Annotated in this window: 18 protein-coding genes, 1 tRNA gene and 1 pseudogene; 4 read left to right on the top strand and 16 right to left on the bottom strand. The window is 41.1% G+C overall.

The window, feature by feature from the left end; all coding sequences use genetic code 11:
* The 7 genes from FX988_RS21720 to FX988_RS00875 all read right to left on the bottom strand — a co-directional run bounded on the left by FX988_RS21720 (position 1) and on the right by FX988_RS00875 (position 8,361).
* Positions 1-579, bottom strand: a complete 579-nt coding sequence (locus tag FX988_RS21720) for an RHS repeat-associated core domain-containing protein (RefSeq protein WP_254700686.1) — start codon at positions 577-579, stop codon at positions 1-3.
* Positions 580-667: 88 nt separating this feature from the next.
* Positions 668-3,820 (bottom strand): hypothetical protein, encoded by a 3,153-nt coding sequence (locus FX988_RS00900; RefSeq protein ID WP_201751618.1) that lies wholly within the window; start codon positions 3,818-3,820, stop codon positions 668-670.
* A 263-nt stretch (positions 3,821-4,083) separates the two neighbouring features.
* Positions 4,084-5,037 (bottom strand): tyrosine-type recombinase/integrase, encoded by a 954-nt coding sequence (locus tag FX988_RS00895; RefSeq protein ID WP_160177909.1) that lies wholly within the window; start codon positions 5,035-5,037, stop codon positions 4,084-4,086.
* Positions 5,018-5,506: a hypothetical protein gene (locus FX988_RS00890; RefSeq protein WP_160177908.1), complete on the bottom strand. Its 489-nt coding sequence runs from the start codon at positions 5,504-5,506 to the stop codon at positions 5,018-5,020. Before FX988_RS00890 ends, FX988_RS00895 begins: the two co-directional genes overlap by 20 nt.
* A gap of 57 nt (positions 5,507-5,563) precedes the next feature.
* Positions 5,564-6,340 carry an IS21-like element helper ATPase IstB gene (istB, locus tag FX988_RS00885; RefSeq protein WP_160177907.1) on the bottom strand — a complete coding sequence of 259 codons (777 nt, stop codon included), beginning with the start codon at positions 6,338-6,340 and terminating at the stop codon, positions 5,564-5,566.
* Positions 6,333-7,880 carry a Mu transposase domain-containing protein gene (locus FX988_RS00880; RefSeq protein WP_160177906.1) on the bottom strand — a complete coding sequence of 516 codons (1,548 nt, stop codon included), beginning with the start codon at positions 7,878-7,880 and terminating at the stop codon, positions 6,333-6,335. Before FX988_RS00880 ends, istB begins: the two co-directional genes overlap by 8 nt.
* A 190-nt stretch (positions 7,881-8,070) precedes the next feature.
* On the bottom strand, positions 8,071-8,361 hold the full coding sequence (locus FX988_RS00875) for a hypothetical protein (RefSeq protein WP_160177905.1): 291 nt from the start codon (positions 8,359-8,361) through the stop codon (positions 8,071-8,073).
* 161 nt (positions 8,362-8,522) lie between these two features.
* Between FX988_RS00875 and FX988_RS00870 the strand changes: the two genes are divergently transcribed.
* Entirely contained in the window at positions 8,523-9,497 is a 975-nt protein-coding gene (locus tag FX988_RS00870) for a hypothetical protein (RefSeq protein ID WP_160177904.1), read from the top strand.
* 381 nt (positions 9,498-9,878) lie between these two features.
* Positions 9,879-10,097 carry a hypothetical protein gene (locus FX988_RS00865; RefSeq protein WP_160177903.1) on the top strand — a complete coding sequence of 73 codons (219 nt, stop codon included), beginning with the start codon at positions 9,879-9,881 and terminating at the stop codon, positions 10,095-10,097.
* A gap of 332 nt (positions 10,098-10,429) precedes the next feature.
* Here the strand turns inward: FX988_RS00865 and FX988_RS00860 are convergent, their stop codons facing one another.
* The 7 genes and pseudogenes from FX988_RS00860 to FX988_RS00830 form a co-directional block, all read right to left on the bottom strand.
* On the bottom strand, positions 10,430-10,972 hold the full coding sequence (locus tag FX988_RS00860; RefSeq protein ID WP_160177902.1) for a hypothetical protein: 543 nt from the start codon (positions 10,970-10,972) through the stop codon (positions 10,430-10,432).
* 200 nt (positions 10,973-11,172) lie between these two features.
* Entirely contained in the window at positions 11,173-12,144 is a 972-nt protein-coding gene (locus FX988_RS00855) for a hypothetical protein (RefSeq protein ID WP_160177901.1), read from the bottom strand.
* A 292-nt stretch (positions 12,145-12,436) separates the two neighbouring features.
* Positions 12,437-12,661 carry a hypothetical protein gene (locus FX988_RS00850; protein ID WP_033186115.1) on the bottom strand — a complete coding sequence of 75 codons (225 nt, stop codon included), beginning with the start codon at positions 12,659-12,661 and terminating at the stop codon, positions 12,437-12,439.
* A gap of 2 nt (positions 12,662-12,663) precedes the next feature.
* The gene (locus FX988_RS00845) at positions 12,664-13,083 is read right to left on the bottom strand and encodes a hypothetical protein (protein WP_160177900.1); all 420 of its coding nucleotides are present in this window, start codon (positions 13,081-13,083) and stop codon (positions 12,664-12,666) included.
* A gap of 72 nt (positions 13,084-13,155) precedes the next feature.
* Positions 13,156-13,251, bottom strand: a pseudogene (locus FX988_RS21715) (hypothetical protein); the annotation flags it as partial.
* A gap of 1,055 nt (positions 13,252-14,306) precedes the next feature.
* Positions 14,307-14,383, bottom strand: a tRNA-Pro gene (locus FX988_RS00835).
* 361 nt (positions 14,384-14,744) lie between these two features.
* The gene (locus FX988_RS00830) at positions 14,745-15,212 is read right to left on the bottom strand and encodes a YHS domain-containing (seleno)protein (RefSeq protein WP_160177899.1); all 468 of its coding nucleotides are present in this window, start codon (positions 15,210-15,212) and stop codon (positions 14,745-14,747) included.
* A gap of 114 nt (positions 15,213-15,326) precedes the next feature.
* Here FX988_RS00830 and FX988_RS00825 point away from each other — a divergent pair, with 114 nt between their 5' ends.
* Positions 15,327-16,238: an AraC family transcriptional regulator gene (locus FX988_RS00825; protein ID WP_160177898.1), complete on the top strand. Its 912-nt coding sequence runs from the start codon at positions 15,327-15,329 to the stop codon at positions 16,236-16,238.
* Between the two features lie 79 nt (positions 16,239-16,317).
* Here FX988_RS00825 and dcd read toward each other — a convergent pair whose 3' ends face one another.
* Together dcd and apbC are read right to left on the bottom strand one after the other, a co-directional pair.
* A complete protein-coding gene (dcd, locus tag FX988_RS00820) occupies positions 16,318-16,917 on the bottom strand; it encodes a dCTP deaminase (RefSeq protein WP_160177897.1) in 600 nt (199 codons plus the stop codon).
* Between the two features lie 105 nt (positions 16,918-17,022).
* The gene (gene apbC, locus FX988_RS00815; protein WP_160177896.1) at positions 17,023-18,087 is read right to left on the bottom strand and encodes an iron-sulfur cluster carrier protein ApbC; all 1,065 of its coding nucleotides are present in this window, start codon (positions 18,085-18,087) and stop codon (positions 17,023-17,025) included.
* 118 nt (positions 18,088-18,205) lie between these two features.
* On the opposite strand from apbC, the gene metG reads away from it, so the two are divergent.
* Positions 18,206-20,233 (top strand): methionine--tRNA ligase, encoded by a 2,028-nt coding sequence (metG, locus tag FX988_RS00810; RefSeq protein WP_160177895.1) that lies wholly within the window; start codon positions 18,206-18,208, stop codon positions 20,231-20,233.
* Positions 20,234-20,244: the final 11 nt, after the last annotated feature.

Genomic DNA, 20,244 nt, shown 5'->3' with positions numbered 1-20,244 from the left:
TTAATTTTCTTCTTTATCTTGACTATTTACTACCTCGACTACAGCAGTTGCCTTACTTGAGCCAGATAAATCTTTAATACTTTTGGGTACTGGGGTTGCAAAAGTATTGTGAACAGCCTCAGCCATATTAGCACTTGTTTCTACCAAGTTTTGATTTTGACCAATCACTTCACCAGCAGCCTGAGTCATATCAGAGACACTTCCATTTCCATCAATAAATGTCTGAATAGCTTCCATTTTCTTTACTCCTGCATCGAAGGTTTTCCCTGCCTGTTTAAAGTTTGCATCACTTGTACTTGCTAACTCATTTACGCTTACTGCTGTGGCTTTAACCCCTATTGCTGTAGTCGCTTTTTCGACTTTACTTAATTTATGATATGTCTCAGCAGCTTTAACAGCGCCTCTAAATAGTAAACAAGCTTTACCATCAGGATCTTCGTACTTATATGGATTATTATTCGCGTAAGTATAGCGACCAAATCCATGAACTGGATTGCCGCACCCCATATGACCCATCGCATCTACAGGATCATTAGAATAAAACCGCCCAATTACTGGATCATAGTATCGTGCCTGCATATAAATTAGTACGAACTAGGAACCATTTATTTTAAATGCACCATGTACCTTCAACACCTACAAGCTATATAATTTATAGCCAAAATACTTATTCTTCACTCTTGTTTTTTACTTCTGTTTTTATACAAGGTAAACCCTCTACAAGTTTTATATTCATCCAGTAATTTAACGATAACACTCCTACATTATTATCATCTTCACTTGCTTCGTATTTAACTTCAACAAACTGTCTATCAGCTACTTTGCCAAACTCTATTGATTCGAATATATCCTTAGTCGTAAGTAAACTGAAATTCACATCAGAAAAGCGAAGGCTAAACACTATTACATTGCCAACATGACAAATGTAATTCTTGCCAAAACCATCAATAAAGGAAATATCAAACTTATCGGCAAGCTCATGTCTATGTCGAGCTTCACGGAGAAAACGGTTTAAATCCATGTTTCCTGAAAACAAAACAGGATTATTTATATCTTTGGCTAATTCAGCCAAATCAAGGATATTATTTTCAGCACTTGAGTATACTTTTTCATCAGTATTTTTGTACCATAAAACCTTTTTCAAAATTTTGACTCGAACATTGTCTTTAGTGGATTGCCTCAACCAATCCTCTTCATTAATTGCTCTGTTCGTTTCAATATTTTTAGCTACTTTCTCTTTTAGATACTTTTGGATGTTAATTTTAAATAAATTGCTTTCATCAGTATTGCCGTTAAAACTTGCAGAACTAAACAAGTTTATTGGGAACTCTGAATCTTTCGCATCTCCAAAAATAGCCTGAGAACAGGTCAATCCAAATCTGGTCAATAACTCTTCGTCAATTTCAGCCTGAGCAACAAGCGCATTTTGTCGTTGATTGATTCTGTCAATTACTTGCTGAATAGAGTTTTTAAAGTTGCTTACATTAGTACGTAAATTTTCTTCAGTAGTCAGAACTGGCTCTTCAATATCTTCAGAAAGCCTAATCCAATCTTGTAAATCGCGAACAAGTGATTCTTGATCTTGGTGGCGGAAAGCGTCAGAAAAAATAATATCGTACCATTTCTGTTCTAGCTGCCATTGATTAATAGAAAGTGATACTGCAATTTCTACATAAGCTCTATTCATACTATGTGGATCATTTCTCCCCCAGCCTGAATAGATACGCCCAGAAACTCTCCGCTGTTCATTAACTCTTCCGAAAGAATCTAAAACTTTTGAAAGCCATGCTCCATAAGCTCCTTCACCATAATTACTATAATCTCTGTGACGAATATAAGCGCCAATGATATTACTAGCATTGGACACCGACTTTACTCTGCCACCAATCGCTCCGGTTGGATGAATTGGAGTGCATGAAAGTAACGCTTTAATATACTGTTTTATTTGCTCATTCCCATTTAAATCCGGCTTTAATAAAACGTAGCAAGCTGTAATTACTCGAAGATCAAAAGAGGCATTATTCATGGCAATATTGAAAGCAGGCTGAAGAAGAAATTCGCTGTCATTCAATGCCGTTATCCAAATTTTCTCTCCAGAATCTTTAAGCAACATGTCATGACTGACAAGTTCAGAGTGCCATCTATACTCCTCTAATCCTTGGCTATGATCTCGAATAGATAGCTTTTCATACCAATTATTTAGCATATCTACCCCCCAACCAGCAGCTTCAATATTATTGAACCTTAGTGCCGATATTACAGTATGTGCTGTAAACTCTAGATGATTGATAAATAGTGGCAACGACTTTTGCATGTCATTTAGCCGAGTAGTTCTAGGCTCAATATAATCCAACCAAGATTCCCATGAACCAACAAAATCAAAAAGTACATCTTCATACTTATTGGCGATGCGGAGATCTGATGACATTGAACTATATGAACGCCATTCCATTAATAATGACCAAGTAAAGTAATTTCCTTGGATTAACGAAAACCCTTCACGTTCAACCAGTCGATCTCGCTTCAAAAAAATTCGTTTATGCAAATAGATTATTTCGTCATAAAACTCTATATTTTCGGGGATTAACTCAACAGATGCTTTTGCAAGACGGTAATATTCAGTCAAAATCTCATCAAGATAACTTCGACTAAAAAAGCTGGCGGTTGGTAACAATAACCAATTGTCTTCTTCACCATTAACGTTTAAAAAGCTTAGAGCAGAGGCTATCTCAACATGCCAATTAACAATGTTTTCAATAGCATTTTTAAACTCACCTACATTTTTTTCTCGAATAGCATCATTAGCTGAACCAACAAAGCCAAGCATCATGGAAGTCAAGCTATTATCATGCTCTTGGCTTGTTTTCTTGGTTCTAAAGCTTGTTTTTAATAGTAGTTTTGATATCCAACCAATTTCAAACCCGGAGTATCTGACAACTATAAGTCTCGGCTTATTCTTTATTGCCCACATAGGTTGAACTACAAACTCTCGCTCTACGTCAGGATCTATGTACATCCAACTAAAAACTTCTTTTGAAACTAACCACTTCCCCCATACTTTGCTGTTTATCGAAAGTAGTATTTTGAATTTGATAATGTAGTAGCGAATAACGATACTTATGATAGAGAAGTAAACATTAGAAGCGTAAATTTCCTCCTCTGAATATTTGGTTATTTCCTTGAATTTATCGTCCGAAAATTTATAGGTACTTACCTTTAAAATCTCTTCTTCTGGATTTGCCAATACACGGTTGTGTACTGTATTTTGTAATAAAAGGTTGTGCATTCGATTTCTAATATCTGTTTCACACAATTCATGTATAGTGAAACGAACAACCAACCTATCTCTTTTGCTTTCATCCAACATCAAGAAGGTAGAAGCAAAAAACCAGCTAGTTAGCAAAACATTAAATGTCAACCATAGTGCAGTCGTGACGCAAATAGCGAGGTATGTAGAGGCATCCATTGTTGCACTAAAGAAATAGCCCGCAATAATAAAAATTGATAAGAAAAGTCCGCTCAAGCCAGCAAACATAAATCCTGAGTACATTTGGTAAATTGGGAGCAGTGTTTTTTTAGCTGATTTGTTTTGAAACAAGACACCAATTAAACCAATTACTAGGGGATAAACTACACCAACAATAGTTAACTGTCCGCCTAGGAAACCACCTTGCCACTCGTTAAGTTTTGTCCAGTTTGGGAAGAACTTTAATACCAACGGAGTTAATTCATCTTTCCAACATATTAAATTAACTACTAATAAACATGCCAATACAACGGTAAGTAAGATGTAATAGTTGTGCCTTTGTGACCAACGCAAGATGTTGTATTCAAAAAAGCTCCACTTGCTGTGAAGAAATTCTTAATTTTGGTAAAGCGTGTCGTTGATATTTTTATCAATATGATATTGTAGTGAATTGAGTAACTTCCTTATTTGATTTATCACTATTACTACTCCGTATTATCAATCGTATGCCGTTAATTAAAAATGAATAGAATTACTCTCATCAATCTTCTCACCATTTCGAAAAAAAGTATATTTAAACAACAAGTTAGTATTTAACAGGCTACATAAGACAATAATTAAAACAACCCACTACCACCTTTAGCAGAAGGGTGAGTTGCTTCATAGACTTGAGACAGTTTTTTACGGCTAACATGCGTGTATAGTTGTGTGGTGAGAATACTGGCATGGCCTAGCATTTCTTGGATGTGCCGCAGGTCAGCGCCATTATCCAACATCGTTGTTGCTGTATTGTGGCGGTATAGGTGGCAAGCGCCACTACGGTCAAACCCGGCTAACTTCACATACTGAGATGCCATATCAGACAACTTACCCGGCACATAGCGTTTACCATTGTTAGCCAGAAACAATGCCTTTCCTGAGCCGATAAAGGCAAACATGGGTCTAATCTTGCCGATGAAGAAAGCTAACCATTCACACCCTCGCAAACTAATTGGCACCAAACGCTCTTTTTTACCTTTGCCGTGAACGCGAACCAACTTACTGTTGAAGTCGATGTCATCAATATTCAGCTTAACTAATTCACCTCGTCTAATGCCCGTAGCGAAAAAGGTTTCAAGAATAGCCAGATCACGCAAACCTTTAACCCCGAACAGCAGTGGCTGTTCTAAAATGGTTTCTATCTCTTCGACACTATAAAGTGCTTTAGGGATCTGCTCGCCCTTTGATGGGAGTTCGATATTTTCAAGCGTATTTGTTGGAAGCAGCTTTTTGATATGCATGTATTTTACGAATGTTTTCACAAACGTAAGCAAGTTTCGTTTTTGGGCAGGGCATAGCGGTTGGTTATCTAGCGGTTTGCGATACGCATTCAAATAGGCTGCGTATTCATCCATTAAATCCAAATCAATCTGGTCAATGCGTCTAACATTGCGGTCTATACACCAAAGAAAAAACTTCTTAAGACCGCCACGCTTTCCGCGCACCGTATCTGAGCTTTGCCCCTTTGCAAGACAAAGCTCAAAGTAGTATCGCGCACATCGCCAGATGCGCTTAGTGGTAGGCTTGTCCATCAATCAACTCTTTAGCAAATGACATTCCTACATCAACATACGCCTTAGGCTCTGGTTTGTGCCAATAGACAACAGACTTGTCTCCATTGCGGAGTCTGCCTACTCGATGCCCAACGGCAGAAATAATACTGCCGTTGTTATCTACCGTTGGTATCACGATACAGCCTCGAAATAGTTCATGACCTGTAGGCCGAACTAAACCACAACGTTGCAAACTACCACGTATTTCAGCTCCTTCTGGTGATTTAGCTTTCGGTATGTTTTTGCCCATTGTGCGATCACAATATCCGATGCTGAGTTCTGCTATAAACTCATTGTCAATGCGGCAATTATTGGCAACAAACTGCTGTGCAAAAGTACTTTTCTGATAACATGCGCGATAGTAGTCAATTGCTTGCTGAATATTCAATTCGTCTAGATTGAGTTGGCCGAGAACATCTAAATAGTTGTTGGTATACGAGGTATTCATAAGACATCTCCTTCATTATTGAGGCTGGCTTTGAACGATGAGTACGGGAAAGTTAATTTATTCACCTTTACTCTCCTTCAAATCTTGCTCTAAGGCGATTTTACCAAACTTTTCACGCATCGATTTTTTGCTATGCAGAGGCAACTTATGCGCGTTGTGCACCATACGGTCTAGAATTGCGTCAGCTACATTGTCGCTACCAATAAAAGCATGCCATTCCTGAACAGGGATTTGCGATGTGATAAGTGTTGAGGATTCTGTGTAGCGGTCTTCCAGAATACAGTAAAGAATTTCGACTTGCTCTGCTGTTAACTCGCACGCTCCAAAGTCGTCCAAGATAAGTAAATCGATTTTCAAAAGTGCTCGGCGGAAGTTTGCGTACAGATCCAATGTCTGCTTTTTGTAAGCTTCTTTGAAGAAATCATCAAGGCGGTAATACAGCACTTTGTACCCTGATGCTAGAAGAGCATTCGCTATCGCATTAGCGAGGTAAGTTTTACCCGTACCTGAAGCTCCGCTAATTATGACGTTGAGGTGCTTCATGACCCAATTCCCAGTAAGGAGCGATAAAATGAGTTTTTTATGACCACTTCTTTCACCGCCAAACTCAATATTCTCAATACACGCGTTTGGGAACCGAAGACGAGCTTGTTTTACTCGTCGGATCATCTGTTTGTTACGATCTTCCTCAATTTGGGTAGTAAAAAGGTGCTCAAGTTTTTCCTCATAAGACAAATCATCGAACTCATTCGAGCTGTATTGCGTTTCAAGCGCACGAAGGACGCCATGTAAACTAAGCTCTTCAAGTAGCTTCCCGATAGAAGGGCTAATCATGACGACCACCTTCTACTTCTGAGAAATAGTTTGCTCCACGAATATTGCTATGTTGGAGCTGTGATACACGCTTAGTTTTGCGAGGAGGTGGCAATGTTTTGGTATTGCGTTTGAGTATTCGCTCCACCGTAGTCACATTAACATCCCCAATAGCCAATGCACGTTCACATGCAATTTCTATCTGCTCATTTTCATAGCACTTGGCCAGCTTTTTTAGTTTGCTAACTGCTCGCATTGGCTTTTGGTCGTTCTCTGGCCGCTTATCAAACAGCTTATCGATAAACGCCTTACACGCAATGCCAATACCTTCTCCCCAATCTTTTGCATAAGGATAGGTGTAGCTCTGGTAGGCTAGCTCGTTCGGTGCCATATGCTCTTGTAACGTTGTATTCTGTCGCTGATTTTTGCTCTTGGCATGAACAACTGCGGTTTTGCCATCATGAATAACTCGGACTGAACTTGTGCACACGTGGACTTTCACCACTTGCCCAACCAGCTTTGCGGGAACGGAATACCCATGACCATCAATACGAACATGATGATGAGGCTCTACCGTAAGTGTTTTAATGATCTGGGGAACATCAAACAACTGAGTTGGTAAATGTTTGAGTAAAGGAAGTTCGTGCTTCTTATAAAAACTGATACGATTTCCCTCGTACTGTGCAAAGTTTCTTTCGTTAAGTTTGCGTAATAGTGGCTTTATTGCATCATTGACCTCTGACAAGGATGCAAAAGTCATGCGTTGTAGTGGAGCAATAATCCAGCGCTCTGCATTAAGCACACTTTGCTCAACTGGCCCTTTGTCAGCGGATTCACCCGGTCGAGTATTAGAAAGCATGGTGTCATAGTGGTCAGCCCATGCTGCAAAACTGTCATTTGGCGTGTCTTTGTGCTTTGGCTTAACAGCGGAGGCGAAGTTATCTGTCAAATAAACTTGATGTACACCTCCTAATAAATCGACGGCGCAGTTCATACCTTCCAGAAAATCAGGAATTTTTTGTGAATGGCAAGCCACTACCACTTGATAATCGCTTGCTGGAGATGTGCAGACCAAAAACTGAGGCGGCTTGAACCCGGCAATACAGTTTTTATTCTTTAGTGTTTCACCTGCAAAATCCACCTGACAGGTTCCACCTAGAGGATGGTTTTGTAGCATCGAAACTGTATTTTGCTTGCGCTCTTCACGAAGCAATTTGTTGGTATATGAGCGGCTAAAGTGATTATCTTTGTTTTCTTCAGCATATTCCTCCCATAACAACTCTTGCGTCATGTACTTGATGCTGCGAAGCTGCTGCGTGAAATAATTAAGATCAGGCATCGCCTTCAAGCTTTTAGGACGGCGCTTGATAAAAAGCTCGGTTATTTCACTGTCAGTTTTATCCGCCAACACATCCCAATTCAGTTTTAACTCATTCACACGGTGTGACATACGATTCACCGATGTGTGAGTAATATTGTTGCTCTTTGCAATTTTGCGATTCGAATAATCACCGCTTAATAACTGACGTAATGCGCGTCGTCTTACCGATGGAAGTATCATTGTTCTACCCTTTTCAAAAACCAATTGATTGTTTGTCAGAAAATAAAATTCCGACAAACACCACGATTAGCTTGCTTTATAATTAGGGAGAGACTACTTTTAAGTCAGGTTGATAAGGCGTAGCCTTTCCCAATGAAAGACCCTCCAAGTGGCTGCTTGCGAGGTTTTTTTATGTCTGAAGATCAGGGTTTCATGGCACACCCCCACGTTGTTCTTGGACATTCACTGTCATTCGTCGAGACGCCAACCAATTTGCAATATCTTCCGCTAATGCATAACGCCCTCGTTTTCCTTCCAACTCAAAAACTGCAACCGGTAATTTTCCGCGCTTAAATGCTTGTCGGAACGCATCACCATTGGTGAAGCCCAACACCTGATAAAGGGTTTTACCGAATACCAGCATCCCGTGCTGCTCGATCAAGTCCTTTTTGATCCGTTGCGCTAGCTCTCGTTCTTTTTGCGTCTTTTCAAGTTTAGACATGGTCATACCTTCATTCGGGCGTCGAATTTCTACTGTAGTAACCCACCATTTTTTCGGTAGGAGGATGACAGAGCGGTACTGCGATCCTCCCCCCATAACTGAGCGTGACTTACCAAATATGAACTAAACTGAAATTTATAAATATTTTTTGGAATTCCGATATGAAGTCTCGATATGGCAAGCAATACCGACTTGGCTCACAATATCAGATGAGGCTATTCGTTGACGCAACGGGCATAAATTACTCAGGGAAAGCCTGTGAACGATTTATGGGAACGGTATATGTTGATCCTGTCACTGGGCAGGAGGTAGTTAATGGTAAGTTCACCCGCGCCTTTCATGGGCGAACACAATTACACCCAAGCACTTATGATGAAATTAAGAAAGCAGCCAATCGCTATGGGATGGCAAAAGTATATGACCATCCACTCTGGGAGTTGATTGGTGAAGAAAAAGAAGCAGCCAAGCTTGAGACACAGTCTTTGTCTTCAATAGCTGAAATTGCTGCGGAAATTAAGAAAACTTGTTTAGCAGAGCACGGTTTTTCACCTCTTTCCATTGGACGTATATTGACTACGAATAATGAACTTGATGTTATTGCCGCTCACATTACATTGTTACGTACTGATGCCGTTAAAAATCGCGACGTGCTTCTAAAATTACTTAAGGGATATCTATGCACGGTAGCTTTTGCTATAGCATGGCGGTCACTCCGATTTATCAATGAAGAGTTTTGCTACTACATGCAGAATATCTTTTTTGACAACCCGAAAACCAATTTATCTTTTATCATCGACAATGCTTATCCTGACTTTAAAACGTTATCGTTTGCCCGGTGTTTGGGCCATGTCAATACAATAAATATGTTTACCAATTATTTAATGTCAGTAGCAGTTAAGCGAACAGAGAAAGCTAAATACCGGATGCGCGTATACATTCAATTCATTGAAATCGAACAGTTGATTGAAGATTTAGATTTTGTTCACGGCATTGTCGATTCGAGTGATACGAGAAATAACTTTGGCCTGCTAGCACTTCTTGCCGCTACTGGAAATAAAATCAAACTGAACTCCTATCGCGGCACGACTAAAATCATTAATAATTCTCAAACACTACCTAATGGGAGATCACCTTAACTCACTCACCTATTATATCTTTTTGTTGTTAGTGGAACATTTCACAATTCCAGTGGAACGCACAAATAAGTCTGATTGGTTATAAAAAAAGCCCAGACGGAACAAATGAAAAGTCTACTCACTTGATTAAGCTCATGAAAACGTTCACCTGAACTTATCAAAAGTTCCAGTGTGGCTCATAAGCACGTTCCACTTCGCTCCCAAAATTTTCCAGAATCTACGTTTGTTCTTTGACGAGCCGTGTCATTTGCTATACTTACGTTTCAGTATTTAAAGATCCGAAGACCATGCCTTATTGTTAAATCTTATTTCGAATAGTAAAGCCTCAGCAGGTTGAAAACGTATCGAAAATATTTAATCAAGAACCCAAAGGAGAAAAGTATGACCAGTGTTATTGATGTGTTTGCTTTATCTAAAAAGGTTGAGCATGACAGTAAATCAGGAAAATTAAGCCGAGAATTGCTAGCTCAAGGGCAAACATTATATGGGAAAAATCCCGATTACCCAGACTACCTTGAACGCAAAACGCCAGATGGGAAAGTGTCACTTGGAAAATGGAACAAAGGCGCGTTTGATGAAATTATAAGTTTGCTGTGTTAGCGCTGTTTTTTCTGAAATCAAAGTCCGCGAGTGCGAGGCGATGTATTTGATTTCAGTGATGCTCAGCCATTATTCAACCTTAGCAACAACTAATCCCACCATAGGCAGAAAAAATTCCGCTGTAACCACCTCAGTAAACGATATCGTTTACTTGAAGTAAACATAAATTCTGACTGGAGAACACTTTACCGTTAGTAAACGAAAGTGTTTACTCGTTTACCTTTTGGGCTTCAAAAGCCGCCAAAAATAAAGCCCCGTTACTTATAGACTTGAAAACAACAAAAAGCCCCGCGAGGGCGAGGATTTGGATTCAAAATACAAGCAATTACAACCTACTTGTAAATGTCCTTTAGACTCAAAGTGTTTTCTTTAGTGCGTGATAACCAATCTTTTAGAATCAATAGGCGTTTTTGGTTTTGTAACATTGTAGACTCCTTTCGAGAGGAAAAAGTAGCTGGTTGCACGAGAGCAAAACTTGCTGAATTCGTTTCATCAAGAATTTTATTCATCAACACTATCGATTGATTAATCTCAAGCAACTCGGGGCCAATCTCCGAAGAAATCAGCCATGATTCTTCGATTGATTGATGAAGCACAATAGTAGGCAGTCTCTGAAAAAAGAAATCGTCAAGCTGCTTTCCTCTCTTATTAGTAAGTGCATCACATACTTTTATGCCTTTATCTAACTCACTCGCCAGAGAGTCCAGCAGTGCATAACGGAATCTATTTTCTTCTATTTTTTGCTCCATTCTGGCGTCGATATATATATACCAAGCTAAGATCAAAGAAAGAATCGTAGCAGCTGAGGCTACCTTATCGTGGTAATTATTAAAGACGTTTTTGGCACTTCTCCATACTTTTTTAAAGAACTTCAATGTATTTTCCCTCTTGGTATCTAACAAAAACAACGTGGATATGTTAGCGCTAATGCTTAATTAAATTCTCTTTCGATTATGTTTTGAATCTGTTTTATACAAAATTTTCAAGCGTAATAATCAAAGCCCCGCGAGTGCAAACCTTAGGTCTGCGAGGGCGAGGCTTTGGATTCAAATGTGATGTTTTATTTCGAAATGACCTACTTGTAAAAATGTACATATGGTGATGGTGTGTCTGAGTTTTCGACTATCACACCAAAGTGTTCAAGTAGGGAGTCATAGTTTATTAAAATGGCATCAAATAAATTAAATGAAGACCATTCACCATAATTCTCGTTCAAAGCCTTTAAGTTTTTCACCAGTGAATTAAAATATGGCTTAAACCACGAGTGCTCTAAAGTCTGGCTAATCTCATCTATATCGATAGGCTCCATATTTTTACCTAGTGAGTCTCCGATTAGATAACCACTAAACTTCATCAACCTACCAAGAGTACTACCAACTTCCTCAATAGTCTTTGCTACGTCACCATGTAACTGATAACTTTTAAGTGATTCAAAAACGACATTTTCGGTTAGTGCTAATTCAGTGAGGAAAGTTTCTCGGTAAGCTTCTGAACCACTGTCCCCAAAACTTGCGGAAGAAAGCGTTGCAAAATATTCATCCCATGCGCTTTGCCCTGCATTAAAACGTAACATTTCTGTAATGCTAGGTAGCACTTTTTTTAATGATATGTCTGGAAAGCATTTATCAAATTTAGTATTAAATTCAACGTGGGAGCATTCATGCGCCACGATGTGTAAACCCTGCCTAATTTCACTCTCGCTGCCTTTAAAAAGAGTGTTCATGATCAACGCATTAAAAACCAAGTGCGATTTTAGCGCTCCATCTCTTAAAACCATTGGTGCCATTGCTACGCCTAACACTCGGTCGTCAGTCGCTTGAAGAGTTGTCGAGGTAACAGTGCCCCTGTCAAGCTTTGATAGTGCACCTTGATAATCTGAAGCAATAGTTACACCGTCTAAGTTGCTCAAGTCAAATCTAGATGAAAACTGTTTTAGCATGTGTAGAAATATATGGCCTAACTTTTCCGCTTCTTCTTGCTCAAAGTTACCTTGTACGCTCACACACAAATCATCTGGAAGAGATTGAATAGTTGGTTCTTCTGCCATTTCTGAACTCGCACTCAATTTTCTATAGGGGCAATTGTACCCTCAAAATATCTTAAGTCTTACCAAGTTTATGCTTTTGTTAGAAAGCTTCGGCATCCGCTATACCACCTAGCATTTAGCAAAAAACAGGGTGGCAGTGATTTAAAAAGTATCTGACCCATTGTTTCAATATTTGCGTTCTCTTGCTCTTGATAAAACAAAGCTCCGCGAGGGCGAGGCTTTGGATTCAAAATTTAATAAACCTGTTAAAGTAAACTCAACCTAGATCTTTTGTTCCAATAATTAGTTTTAACTAAACATCTTTTAAGAATGAATCAATTATGAGTTGCACCCGCTCAACTGAACTAGCGAACCCAAATATAAACTCTTTTAGACCATTTTTATCTCTTGTATTGTAAAAAACAAAAAACTTTTCAGTTAAAAAATCATCCAAAAGATCAGCAGTATCTTCATCTTCTACACTGATTATTACGCCATAATCTTTGTCAAAGGTCGATTTTATCTTTGATTTATCCATTACTAGTCTCTTTTTTCATCTAAAAGCTTTTTTTCAGCTTTTGTTGGATCGCGTTTAAAACCTTTAGAACCCGGCTGAGCATTTTCAAGCTTAACTTTCTGCATTGCGCCCTCAGGCGCATTAGGGTGTGTATTTGGAGTGTACTCTTTAACTCTATCGTCAGTGATGTCTTTTGTATCCCCATTTTTCGAAGTTTGCTTAATTCTAGGACCACCACTTTTGGTTTTACTTACCTGCGTTACAACTGTAGTTGTAACAGCCGCTGCACAGGCTCCTGAAGCAGCGCAAGCAGTTGCGCCAGCAGCAGCTACAGTGCCTATAGCAGCTCCCACAGCTTGAGCACCACTAATTTTGAGCCGATCACCTGCTGTCATATTCCCATTAACTACATCCATGTCTAAATGGTGAGCTTCAACCATCAAGCGAGTTTCGCGTCCATCTGGGTCTGTGTACTTATACGGATTATTATTGGCGTATGCATAACGATTGAATCCGTGTATTCCACCTGTGCGATTAAGGTGGCTTACTACATCAACCGGATCATTCGAATAAAACCGTCCGATCACTGGATCATAGTATCGTGCCTGCATATAAATAATTAGTTAAATAACTACCACTCATTGCTATCGGTAAGGTGCCGTCTGATGATCCGCTTTTCATGAACAGCCTTCCTTCATTAAACCGATGTTCATAATAGGGACACAGATTTCATGCGAGACTTCGTCACCCCAAACACATTTTCAAACTCCGTATCATTAACTTTATCTGAGTTGATAAAATCAACAATTTCAAGCTCAAAAATTATGAAAAGTAGGCACCTTTCATGTAGCTCGAAATACTTCTTTTTGAACTCTTCAGGAAGTGGCTAATAAAGCGAACCTAAGAGTACAAACCCATTCGTGACAATTTTTCGTCTTTATGTTCATAAATGTAGTCGAGAGTTTCTGGATTGAAGTACCAGCACACACGAATTTTATCGGGCCATTCTGATCTTGTTGCTCTTTTAAATTGATGAATAAAAGTGATTTGCAGATCACGCTGACTTGTTTTGTTGCTTAAACCTCAGGAATAACTAGTTTCAAGCCTAGAGAAATTTATCACCTCAAATTCGATAACAATCTAATTAAGACCGAGAGTAACGATGTCATTCTGTTCAACAAAATATGCAACTGAAAACCAAGATACAAGAACTGTATATTGTGACAATTATGAGACGCTAATTTAGGGAGACAATCAATGAATGGGGTAAATTATTGAAAAATAAGAGATAGATTGGTCGGTGTGAGAGGATTTACTCCGCACATGCTGTGCTTCGCCCTTCGGGCCGAGCTGCGCTCGTTCAAAATTGTTCCCGACAACTTTGTGAACACGACTGTGATCGCTTCGCGCTCATGCCATAGGTTCAGAGATTTTTGATAGAGTAGGAATTCTTGGTATAAGAAATTGAGGGCAGTTGAATTGGTCGGTGTGATAGGATTTACTCCGCACATGCTGTGCTTCGCCCTTCGGGCCGAGCTGCGCTCGTTCAAAATTGTTCCCGACAACTTTGTGAACACGACTGTGATCGCTTCGCGCTCATGCCATAGGTTCAGAGATTTTTGATAGAGTAGGAATTCTTGGTATAAGAAATTGAGGGCAGTTGAATTGGTCGGTGTGATAGGATTTGAACCTACGACCCCTGACACCCCATGACAGTGCGCTACCAAGCTGCGCTACACACCGACCGAAGACGCGCATAATACGGAATTTTGACGTTTTTGCAATGAGAAATATGATTTCCCTTGTTCGTTCGCTTATTTGTTACGCAAACTGTGGATTATTCAGTCAGTGTCGCCGCTTTTCCAGTAACGCAACACGAGTATTCACGCCCAGAGCGTCTGACGCTTTTGTTCTAAAGCTGAAATGAATTTTTATTAAAATAATGAACGCAAGCGCTTTAGATGCCGGTCTGGTAGATAGATGAACAGAGTTAGGTGGTCGCTTCCCCGAGGATCGGGGAAGTGAGGTTTGCTGACAATATTAACGCAACGCCGGTATGCGCTGCGTTAATTTAAGCGCAATCAACGCGCGTCAACAACAGGAGTTAAAGTTCACCGCTTGGGGTAAATTCGATACTTGGCCATTGTTCGTTGGCTTCGATCAAGTGCTTAGGAATGTCTTTTTTCCACGCTTTGTAAACCTCAGGGTTTTTATTTACATACAATTTGCCGTCAACAATTTCAAATGCTTTGCCGTCAATGTCGAATTTTTTACCGAAAGTTGCACCAAAGGCGCAGAAGCCGCCGTAAGCAGGCGCATATTTTTCGGGGTTAGCATTAAACGCATCGCGATTTTGTGCACTGCTGAAGCGATAAATAGCATCATCGTGAACCGCTGTGTATTGCGCTTGACCTAAAACGGGTTTGTTCTGGGTAAAATAAGCCACGGCGTCATGGCCAGCCAAAATCACGTCATTGCTATCAGTTTGGGTATCAACCCCAGCGAAACTGAAACTAGACGCCGTGATTGCCACAGCAGTAAATAAAGCTTTTAACGTAAATCGTTTTTTCATTTTAGTGTCCTCGGTTTAAATATTCAGGGATTGAATTAATCAACGAGGGAAAGTGTAAGTGGCATTGGGTAATGCCACTATGTCTATCAAACCAGAAGTTATGTCAGAGCGTCTATGGATGTATTAAATCAGTTATTTTCCACGTTTAAAGTGGCGGCCAACATATTTCACAACGGTCAGTATTGTGGAGATTGGGCAATTAACACCTCAGGCACACACTATATGAACTTTCATATTGTTAGCCATGGTACGTGTTATCTGTCAGTCCCTAGTGACACAGACGCAAAAGATAAGCCAATAGCATTGTCTCAGGGAGATGTCGTGATATTCCCCAGAGACAGTCAGCATATTATCAGCAAAGAGCCACGTCCTTTAGCAGCGACCAATAGCGCACTATCACAGGATTATACTCATGGTGTTCAACCTAGTGCCACCGGCTTAGTCTGTGGCTACTTTAGCCACAATCACCCCTTGGTCAACAGTATTACCGTGCACTTACCTGGGGCGATTATCATTAAAAGCCACCCGCTAAACGACAAATCGACGGGCCTTCATTTTCTGTTAAGTGCATTATTAGATGAATCAAAGCAAGCAAATAAAGGCTCAACCCTGATAATGGGGCGCATTGCAGAGGCCATTTTGGCAATCATCTTCCGCCAACATCTGCCCACTGACAATGGTGTATTAGCCGCGACCGGCCACCCTAAACTTGGGCCCGTAATGAGCGCTATTCATGCGCAGCCAAACAAGAAGTGGACTGTGGAGATGCTGGCCGAACAATGCTTTATGTCGCGTGCAGGGTTTAATGATTTATTTAAATCTGTGGTGCAGCAAGCCCCTATGGAATACGTGACACAATGGCGCTTAGGGTTAGCATATAGCATGCTGGCAGATGAAAATGTATCAACCCTACATGCTGCACTCGCGTGCGGTTATGACAACGAATCGTCCTTTTCTAAAGCGTTCAAACGTGTACTGGGTGTAAGCCCGGGCGCAGTGCGAGCAAAAAAAGAACAAAAAGTATAATGAAATGAGGGCAAAACGGCTGGCGTGTTCTTCGCCAACCGCTTTAATAGCAGCATACAATACTCAATAACAAAAACCTTTACTCACTGCTTGTTTTGTCATCGCCGCTGATACGACTGGCGATTGCTCCTTCCTGATTCTTGTATTTAGCATCTACACGGGCGTTATAGGGTTTTTCTGCATAATCTGACATTACTTCGAAGCTCAGTGCCCCTATTTTCATGCCCGGTTTTAACGCTAGTGGCAATTTACCACTATTAAAAAACTCCAGCACAATGTTACCTGACCAACCTGGGTCAATTCGATGGGCCGTAACGTGTACCATTAACCCTAATCTCGCCAAGGATGAGCGGCCATCTAACCAGCCAACAATATTACCCGGTAAGGTCACAGACTCAAGTGTTACCGCAAGTGCCAGCTCGCCTGGGTGTAAATAGAATGATTTGTCAGGAGCAATACTGATCTCATCACTCATAACGGTATTCAGCGCTTCTTGAACCTGAGCTTTTGGACCGCTTAAATCTATATACGGCGCTTGATGCTCGGTAAAAACACGAAATTTGTTGCCTAATCGAATGTCGACAGTTACGCCACTGATCTCTGCATAATCAGGCTCAGGGCTAATGGATATTTTGCCTTCTTGAAGATGGGTCAGAATGTCTTTGTCGCACAAACGCATAATGGTTAACTCTGTAAATAGGTTTCAGGTATGTGGCTTTGTCTAAATGAGGGCAGCCAGTTAGCCGCGCAATTATGCGTAGCTAAGGGGTTATGTTCAACGTTTTTAAATATTTTGTATGCGTATATCCATCAAACTTTGTAGGTAGAGCTGTTTTGAAATGGCTAATGCACACGTAATGTAACTTTGACTTAAGGGATCATTTGGCTCCGCAATCAGTAATGGTGTGCCTTGATCTGTATAATGACGAATTTTACTGTTCAGCGGCAATTGCCCCAGCAAGGGAACCTTATTGCGCTTGGCTAGCTCCACACCACCGTTTTGCGCGAAGATATGCTCTTGATGACCACATTTAGGGCAAATGTACAGGCTCATATTTTCAATTAAGCCCAATACAGGCACATCCACTTTATTAAACATAGCAATGCCTTTACTGGCATCCGCTACGGCTAAATCCTGCGGGGTCGTTACAATCACTGCCGCACTAACGGGCATTTGTTGTGCAAGGGTTAATTGAATATCCCCAGTACCTGGCGGCATATCCACAATCAGGTAATCCAGCTCTGGCCAATCCGTTTCGCGCAGCAATTGTTCTAGGGCTTTGCTGGCCATAGGCCCTCGCCAAACCGTTGCGTTTTCAGCTGGCACAAAGTAACCAATGGAACTCGCCACCAAGCCATGAGCAGCAAACGGTATAATGGTTTTATCATCGCGAGACGCAGGCGTTGAGTCGGTATTGCCTAACATAATTGGCACCGACGGACCGTAAATGTCCGCATCTAGCAGCCCAACTTTTGCCCCTTGCGCCATTAACGCATAGGCAATGTTGACACTGGAAGTTGACTTTCCTACCCCTCCCTTGCCAGAAGCCACCGCAATAATATTTTTAATCTGTCCGACTTTTTTTACCTTGGTCGCAGACGCGTGGATCTTTGTCTCTATCAGCACATGATCCAGCGGTAGATTTTGCTCACTTGCCGCTAATTCTATGCGCTTTTTAAGCGTATCATGCAGCGTTTGAGCAGCAAAAGGTAAAGTAATTAACACAGCATTGTTAGCTATGGTGACCCACGTCTCAACCTGGTTTACTGAGAGTTCAAATAACGTCGCAAGTTGCTCTGATACCAGCGACTGCAGTTTTTGCTCAGGGGTAGAACGACTAAATAACATGACACTCCTACAAAATAACGATGAAATTGGCGCAAGGTAGCTTTTAGATAATGCAATGGTGACGTATTTTCGATACCATTTGCGGCCTTTTTAATTAAACGAAGAATCCAAAATACACATGTCGTCACAACCACGTAAAATTCTTGTTACTAGCGCCCTCCCCTATGCAAATGGCTCCATTCACTTGGGACACCTTTTAGAGCATATCCAAACGGATATTTGGACGCGTTTTCAACGAATGTGTGGCCACGAAATATACAGCGTATGTGCCGACGATGCACATGGTACGCCCGTTATGCTCAAAGCCCAAGAGCTAGGTATAACACCAGAGGAAATGGTGGCTCGCACACGTGCTGAGCATCACCAAGATTTGCTCGACTTCTTCGTTGAGTACGATAACTACCACGTGACCCACAGTGACGAAAACAAAGAGTTATCAGAACTGATTTATAACCGTTTAAATGATGCCGGATACATATCCAGACGTACCATCAGTCAGTTATTCGACCCTGAAAAAAACATGTTCTTGCCTGACCGCTTTGTAAAAGGCACATGCCCTAGCTGTGGTACTGAAGATCAAAACGGTGACAGCTGTGATAACTGCGGCGCAACCTATGACCCGACGGAAATGAAAAACCCTCGCTCTGTAGTGTCTGGTGCAACACCGATACTAAAAGACTCTGAACATTTTTTCTTCGATTTACCGCAATTTTCAGACATGCTGCAAGGCTGGCTTAAAAGTGACGCACTGCAAAGCGAAATCAGCAATAAGTTAGAAGAGTGGTTTGATAAAGGCCTACAGCAATGGGATATCAGCCGTGATGCGCCCTACTTTGGTTTTGAAATTCCAGGAGCACCGAATAAATTCTTTTATGTATGGGTAGATGCGCCTGTCGGTTACATGGCCAGCTTTAAAAACTTGTGTGACCGCAGTGACATTAACTTTGACGAGTTCTGGGGCGCAGACTCAGACGCTGAGCTATATCACTTTATCGGCAAAGACATTACTTATTTCCACTGCCTATTCTGGCCAGCCATGCTAGAAGGCGCAGGATTCAGAAAACCTACCGGGGTCAATGTACACGGTTTTGTCACCGTTAACGGTGCGAAAATGTCTAAATCCAAGGGCACCTTTATTAAAGGACGTACCTACTTAGAGCATTTAAACCCTGAATATCTACGTTATTATTTCGCTTCTAAATTGGGCGCAAACGTCACAGATATCGACTTAAACTTCGAAGATTTTGCCCAAAAGGTAAATTCAGATTTAGTGGGTAAAGTGGTGAATATTGCTAGTCGCTGCGCAAGTTTTATCACTAAACGCTTCGACGGTAAGTTGTCAGACAATGTACTTGAGCCAGAGCTTGTCACTGAATTTCAACAAGCACAAGCCAGTATTGCCCAAGCCTTTGAAGAACGTCAGTACCATAAAGCCATTCGTGAAATTATGGGTCTTGCTGATAAAGCCAACCAGTTCATTGATGCCAACGCCCCTTGGGTAACGATTAAAGACGAAAGTAAGCAGGCGTTCACCCATGACGTATGTTCATTGGGGATCAATCTGTTCCGCATGTTAATGGTGTACCTAAAACCCGTCGTGCCTAAATTAGCGGAACAAGCTGAAGCCTTTTTAAACGATAAGTTAAGCTGGACGAGCGCACAAAGCGTATTAACTGGGCATGACATTAATAAATTCAAAGCCTTAATGCAGCGCGTGGATATGGACAAGGTCAATGCAATGGTTGATGACTCGAAAGAAAATTTAGCCCCGACGGTCACGCTTGACCCGAACAGCCCCTTGGCCAAAGATCCTATCAGTGACACCATCGAATTTGACGATTTTGCCAAAATAGACCTGCGTATTGCTAAAATCGCAGTCGCTGAACACGTTGAGAAGGCCGACAAGCTATTGCGCTTAGAGCTAGATTTAGGCGGCGAAACGCGCCAAGTGTTTGCCGGCATTAAATCAGCCTATCAACCAGAAGACTTAGTGGGCAAGCTCACGGTTATGGTGGCCAACCTAGCGCCGCGTAAAATGCGCTTTGGCCTATCAGAAGGCATGGTTTTAGCCGCAGGTCCTGGCGGTAAAGACTTGTGGCTCATGGAGCCCCACGAAGGCGCACAACCTGGCATGAAAGTTAAGTAACAAAATCATGT

Source organism: Paraglaciecola mesophila (genome assembly GCF_009906955.1).
GTDB lineage: Bacteria > Pseudomonadota > Gammaproteobacteria > Enterobacterales > Alteromonadaceae > Paraglaciecola > Paraglaciecola mesophila_A.
Note: the sequence above shows the minus strand (reverse complement) of the source record. Positions and strands in the feature narration are given on the sequence as shown.